Annotated in this window: 5 protein-coding genes and 1 pseudogene; all 6 read right to left on the bottom strand. The window is 65.0% G+C overall.

All coding sequences use genetic code 11. The features are described 5' to 3' along the window. Positions 1-1,437, bottom strand: coding sequence for a nodulation protein NodH (locus tag QO033_RS04490; RefSeq protein WP_284479732.1), 1,437 nt, complete (start codon positions 1,435-1,437; stop codon positions 1-3). Between the two features lie 6 nt (positions 1,438-1,443). After that, a complete protein-coding gene (locus QO033_RS04495; RefSeq protein WP_284479733.1) occupies positions 1,444-3,147 on the bottom strand; it encodes a DUF5927 domain-containing protein in 1,704 nt (567 codons plus the stop codon). Beyond that, entirely contained in the window at positions 3,144-4,154 is a 1,011-nt protein-coding gene (locus QO033_RS04500) for a glycosyltransferase family 2 protein (RefSeq protein WP_284479734.1), read from the bottom strand. The genes QO033_RS04495 and QO033_RS04500 overlap by 4 nt, the downstream gene beginning before the upstream one ends. 48 nt (positions 4,155-4,202) lie before the next feature. Next, entirely contained in the window at positions 4,203-5,327 is a 1,125-nt protein-coding gene (locus QO033_RS04505) for a glycosyltransferase (RefSeq protein WP_284479735.1), read from the bottom strand. Positions 5,328-5,415: 88 nt separating this feature from the next. Next, on the bottom strand, positions 5,416-6,399 hold the full coding sequence (galE, locus tag QO033_RS04510) for a UDP-glucose 4-epimerase GalE (RefSeq protein WP_284479736.1): 984 nt from the start codon (positions 6,397-6,399) through the stop codon (positions 5,416-5,418). A 46-nt stretch (positions 6,400-6,445) separates the two neighbouring features. Then, a pseudogene (locus QO033_RS04515) lies at positions 6,446-6,560 on the bottom strand (UTP--glucose-1-phosphate uridylyltransferase); the annotation flags it as partial.

Raw genomic sequence — 6,560 nt, forward strand, 5'->3', positions numbered from 1 at the left:
TCAGGCACCGTCATCGCGCCAGGCGGTGAATCCGAACATCATGTAATCGCGCTGGTAGACATCTGCGACCAGCGACTCCAGCTCTGCGTCATAGATATCCGCCAGAGCATGCGGCCCCGGATCCGGCAGCTGCGGCAAAGCCGGCGCCGGATGGCCGAAATGGCGGGCCAGTTCCGCCAGCGCGCCGGCCAGTTCGTCCTCGCGCAGGATCAGATCCGGCAGGGCGAAATCGCCGAACCCCGCCACCGTCTGCGCCTGGGTGCCCCAGGCCGCATCCACCCGAACCGGGGTCTGCCCGGCCAGGTTCATCCGCAGAAATTCCAGAAAGGCGACAAAGGCGGCGCGATGATCGCCGCGGCTGTAGCTGTCGTCCGGCCCCGACTTCGGGATCGGCAGCTTGAACTTCTTGCGCAGCAGCTCGCGGATCTGGCGATAGCTGCCCGGCCCATCGCTGAGGATCCGGGTGCAGAACACATGATGCGCCCGCGCCACCGGATGACGCAGCACGGTAAAGCTGCGGTGACCCGGATGCTTGCGTTTCCACTGGCGCAGGGCCTTTTGCGTCATCTTCACCGGCAGCTCATCAGACGCGACACCCTCGGCCGCCGCCAGCCAACCGGTCACCTCCGCCTCCGGCCCACCGCGCACCGGAAGGTAGAGCAGCGGCAGCCCGATCCCGGCGACATAGCTGGGCACCGCGGCGCCGCGGCGCGGTTCGAAATTCGGCGTCCGGCTCAGATCGAAACGGTCGAGCGCAGCGAGCGCTCGCTCCATCTCTCGCGGGTTGGCCACCTTGTCGCCGATCGCCCCGGGGTTCTGCGGCTTCAGCGACTGGTCCAGCGCCTCCAGCCGCGCCGGAACCCCGAGCCAGCGCGCCAGCCCGTTCATCACCTCAAGGCTCTGCAAATCCTCGTAGGCGATGTAGAAGGCCGTCTGCCCCGAGGTCTGCAACCGGTTGAGCAGGGTGATCTGAAATTGCTGCAGCGCCTCGACATGGGCGGCGAACTCCACCGCGTCGAATTGCGCCTGCGCCGCCTTGCGGCGTTTCACGTCCGTCAGCTTCCACTGACCGGTCGCCTGGGCGATCTTCCATGACACGTAGCTGTCCAGCGGGTTGCGGGTCAGGATGATCTTGGCACAGCGCGGATCGTCCAGCACCGGATCCAGCACCCGCGGATCGTGATCGTGGAAATAGCGAAACCCCGCCAGGGTCTGCGGCATCTCGCGCACCGCGCGCAACAGCTTGTCCGGATCGGCATCGCGCTGCGCCTGGGTCACCTCCAGGATCGCGTCACGGTTGGGATAGCCGATGAAATGCGGGTTGAACGCCTCGCCCAGACAGGCGACGCCGTCCAGCGCGTTCAGGTTGGTTTCCAGGAAATTGGACCCGGTCCGCATTTCCGCGAAAATGACGAAGTAATCGAAAACCGCCGTCATATCCGGTTACCGCACCAGATAGGGTTTGCGCGCGGGCTTGGCCGTTGCCGCCGGGCTCTGTTCCACCGGGAAATCCCCCATCAGATAGGGGTGCATCCCCTGGTTCTTGAGATTTTGCAGGAACTGGCCGAAGCCGTCGAGATCCACCATCTTCGGCACCTCGGCCAGATGCCGCTGCTGCGCCGGACGGATTTCGTCCAGAATGGTCTGCAGCGGTTCCATCGGCGCCTCGATGAACTCCGCCATGTTCCAGATCCGGATCCGCGCCTTGGTATGTGACGACCGCAGAATGTCCAGCTGCCGGCTCTCGATCCGCTGCAGCCGGGCCGCCTCCTTGCGCAGTTCGGCGAAATTACGGTTCGACCGGAACAGCGGCACCGCCCAGGCCCCGGTGATCACCGAGATCTGCGCATTGGGATCGCGTGCCAGGGTCCAGTTGATCTTCTGATTGTCGGCCGGGCCGAACTGGAAACACTGCCATTCGCCGCGGGTGTTCCAGATCAGATTGGTCAGAAATCCCCTGGGATCGTAATCGCGCGCCGCGGCGCTGTCCGGCAGCGCCCCGTTGATCAGCGGCTGGTCGCCGGCGAATTCCACCCGCGTCTCGGCATAGAGGTGGCCATGCACCCGCGCGCCGGTGGCCTTGGTCAGCCAACCCTCGAAATTGTCGAAGAGCTCCGAAAACCCCTGGAACACCGAATAGGGCGTGGCGGTCAGGCCATTTTCCCAGCCGGAATTGGGAAAGCGGCTTTGCATATAGAGCCCGGGACGGCCGCGGGTGCGCCGCTCCACCGCCTTGGCGAACAGCCGGTCGATCTTGCCCGGGTTCGGCTCGGTCCGCTTCATCGCCGCATCGCTGTCGGTCAGAAACGCCTGATACAGCCGGTCCGCCCGCGGCCAGATCTTGCGGGCGACAAAGCAATCCGACCGCCGCAGCAGCTGCAGGTGATCGTCGTAGAAGATATGTGGCTTGCCCTGGAAATCGAATTTCGACAGCGTCAGCGACCGGCTTTCGATACTGGTGGAGTAGCGCCGCGCCAGCGTCTGGAAATAGCTCTCGTCCGGGATCCAGACACGGCGGAAGTACCGCTCATAAGTACCGCGGTCCGGGTCCTGCAGGATGGCCGACAGGGTCTGGCGGGTCAGGCACCACCACTGGCTGCCCATATGCGGCACCAGACCCGCCGGGATATGCCGTTTCACCCCCAGCCGGCGCTGCAGCTCGACATAGCGGTCGAACAGATATCGCTGCCGCTTCCACGAGAACGGAAACCTCAGAGTAAAGCGTTCCTCGTCCAGACCGCCGACGGTCCAGGGCACATCGGCGGTGGTGGCGCTTTCGATGAAATCGGTGCGCGGCCGGGCCGCGAGATAATCCACCAGCTCCTGCACCGGGCGCAACGGCAGGCAGGAGCCGGAGGCGAGGTAGACATGCCGCACCTCGGGGTATTCCGCCAGCAGCAGCTCCGCCGCCGACTGGCTGGCAGCGACGATCCCCCAGCCACCCCATTCACAGCGGTGCCGCCGGCTGAACCGGATCAGCGGATCGTCAGCCAGCGACTGGACGAAATCGCGATGCACCCGGCGCGACACGTTGCGATCGACATGGACCACCACCGGACAGCCCGAAGCCGTCCAGTGCCGTGCCACCTGCTCCGCCCGGTGCAGGGCGGTATGCACCAGCATCACGATGCCGACGCTGCCGCTCATGCCCAGTTCCCCTTGGACATCAGCCCGAGGATCTCAAGCTGGCGCCAGTTGATGTATTTCTCCGACCACTTGCACCACAGCTCCGGATCGTCCTTCAGGCTTTCGGCATAGGCGAGATATTCCACCGAGGCCGCATAATGCTGCTTGCGCTCCAACTCCTCCGCCGCCTTGGCCGAGAAGGTATCGAGAAACTTGGCATGCAGCAGGATGCCGCTGGCCTTTTCCCCGCCCCATTCATCGTAGACCTGGTTCAGACCGCGCGGCAGCAGCATGTGGGTCGAGCTGACATAGGTGTATTTGCGGTCCCATTTCACCAGCGGAATCTTGTTCAGCGCCGGCGCCTTTTCGGGGGCGTCGCGGAAGAACACCCGGCTGCGCGGACCGCCCTGGATCCACAGGTTGCCATAGCGTTTGTTCTTGCGCAGCGTGTAGTTACCGCTGTCGAACCAGCGCGCGATCTCGATCGGGTCGTCGCCCTCTCGATAGGGCTGCGCATCGATCCGCCCCTTGGGATACATGTCCAAAAGCATCGCCGAGAACGACTTGATCGACGAGGCATCGAGCCAGTCGGTCAGCGCCCGGAGCGGCCGGGTATCGCAGAAGGGGTAGATCAGGAATTCGTCGGGATCGACCACCAGGCACCAATGCCCGTGCGCGTAGCGGCGCTGCAGCCAGTTCAGCCAGTCCACCCCGAAGCGCGACCGCTTGTAGCTGTGGGTCGAAGACCAGAGCGAGACATCGGCCTGCTCCCTCAGATACTCGGCCGAGCCGTCGGAGCTGCCGTTGTCGACGATCAGGAAGTGATTGACCCCGAGCCCACGGTAATACTGCAGGAAATAGGGCAGCCGCACCCGTTCGTTGCGCAGGGTGGAAAACAGCAGGATATCATCGCCGCGCAGCTTCTGGGTCCGGTTCACCACAGACGACAGTTCGCGGCGCTTGCGAAACGCCCGAATGCGCCAACGCTGCCGTTGCAGCCTCAGGCGGTATGATTGCCATACGCCCAAATCGAACCCTTTTCACACATTCCGCAGACAGATCACTTACCGCGTCTATCAGGTTAACCTTAAAACGAGGTTGAAATGATCCTCCCATGTCGGGGGGATGAAATCTGCTCCGCTCACTGTCAGTTGTTGCGTCTTATGGCCTGTTTTCAGGCTCTCGATGGCGCTTAGCCATTGATACCGATCAGATTCTTTCAGGTAAACCGGAATGTTGCCCAGCACTTCGCGAATTGCCGGCAGATCGGAGGAGACCACCGGCACCCCCAGCGCGGCGGCTTCCATCGGCGGCAGGCCATAGCCTTCGGCGCGGCTGGGAAACAGCAACCCGCAGGATCGCTGCAGCAGGGCGGCGATCTGGGCATCGTCCAGCCCCGCCATCTCCCGCACCGGGCCATCGGCAGGCAGCGCGTCGAGCCGGGCGAAAACCGCCGCGTTGTTCCAACCGCGTGCACCGCAGATGATCAGCCCGGGCGCCTGCGGCCCCATCTCTTCCCAGAGATCCAGCAGCAGGTCATGGCCCTTGCGCGGCTCGATGGTGCCGAGCACCACGAAATAGGGCCGCTCCGCATCTATCCCCGTTGGCAGCGCCCCCGGCACCGCCGGCTCCACCCCCAGATGCGCCACCAGCGCCGGCGGCAGCAGCCCCCAGGCCTGCATCTGTGCCTCGACCCGGGCGCGGGTGTCGGCGGAGTTGTAGATCACCAGATCGGCATGCGCCCGCACCCGCTGCAGCCGGCCGGCGAATTCCTCTGCCACGCCAGGGCGCTGATACTGCGGAAACTCCAGCGGGATCGCATCGTGGATCAGCACCGCGATCCGCCCGGCGCCGCCCTGACGCACCGCCCGCAAGGTCAGCGCCGTCAGGTTGCTGTGACCGACGTTGAGATAGGCGAACCCCTCGGGCAGATGCCGCGCCAGCATGGCGGCCAGCCGTTTCGGCCGGCAGCGCGCCAGGGCGAAGCGGCGCAGGTCGCTTTCCGCCCGCCGCACCGCCCCGTCGCGCCGGGTCAGCCGCGACAGCAGATCCGCCCGCCCCCAGGGCAGCCGCCCGTCAATCCGCGCCGCGATCTCTGCCACCCCGTCGGGGCCCAGCAGCACACAGCCCAGAGTCGTGCGCACCAAAGCGAAAAGCGGCACGCTCTCATGCGAGAGGTGCCGCAGATAGGCCAGTTCCACCCGGTCCACCCCGGTGGGGCGCCGCCCCGACCGACGGATCAGACGGGTGATATCCAGCAGACGCGCCGGAACCGGGGCAAGCGGGATGCTATTTCTCGTAGTGGCCAGTTTGGTGCCATCTCCAGGCGTCGGCGATCATCTGATCCATCTTAGACCGGCCCGGTTGCCAGCCCAACTCCTTCTCTGCCCGGACCGAACCGGAAACCAGCTTGGTCGCGTCGCCGGCACGCCGCGGCCCTTCGGAATAGGGCACCTCGCGATTGGTCACCGCGCGGGAGGCGTCGATCACTTCGCGCACTGAGAATCCCGATCCGGTGCCCAGGTTGAAGACGCGGCTTTCCTTGCCCTCCTGCAGCCATTTCAGCCCCAGAACATGGGCGTCGACCAGATCGCAGACATGGACGTAATCGCGGATGCAGGTTCCGTCCGGCGTGTCGTAATCGGTGCCGTGGATGGTCAGCGCCGGCCGCTTGCCGTCGATCGCCTCCAGCATCACCGGGATCAGATGCGTCTCGGGGCGGTGATGTTCGCCCACCTCCGCATCGGGATCGGCGCCGGCCACGTTGAAATAGCGGAAGATCACCGCGTTCAACCCGTGCGAAGCGCCGAAATCGCGCAGGATGTCCTCAACCGCGCGCTTGCTGGCGCCATAGGCGTTCAGCGGCTCCTGCGGCGTGTCCTCGTCCAGCACGACATTGTCGTGTTCGCCGTAGGTGGCGCAGGTCGAAGAGAACACGAAGTTCAGGCACCCCGCCGCGCAGGCGGCCTCGATCAGGGTCAGCGATCCGCAGACGTTATTGCGCCAGTAGCGGCCCGGCTCGCTCATCGCCTCGCCGACCTGGCTGAGGGCCGCGAAATGCATCACCGCTGCCGGCTGGTATTTGGCGAAGACCTCGTCCAGCCGCGCGCGGTCGGACAGATCGCCCCGTTCGAACGGGCCGAATTTCACCGCGTCTTCCCAACCGGTCACCAGGTTGTCGTAGGTCACGGGCGTATAACCCGCATGTTTCAATGCCTTGCAGGCGTGCGAGCCGATATAGCCCGCGCCGCCCGTCACCAGAATATTGGTCACCTTATGTCCTCGATGATCTGTGTGTCAGCCTACCACGTCGGCGCCGTCACTGGGCGGCGCGGTCGATCTGGACGACTTCCGAGAGGAACTGGGCCAGCTCCTCGCGCAGGTCGTCGCGGGCCAGGGCGAAGGCCACCGTCGCCTGCAGGAACCCCGCCTTC

Origin of the sequence: Pseudodonghicola flavimaris (assembly GCF_030164425.1) — a bacterium.
GTDB classification, from domain to species: Bacteria; Pseudomonadota; Alphaproteobacteria; order Rhodobacterales; family Rhodobacteraceae; genus Pseudodonghicola; species Pseudodonghicola flavimaris.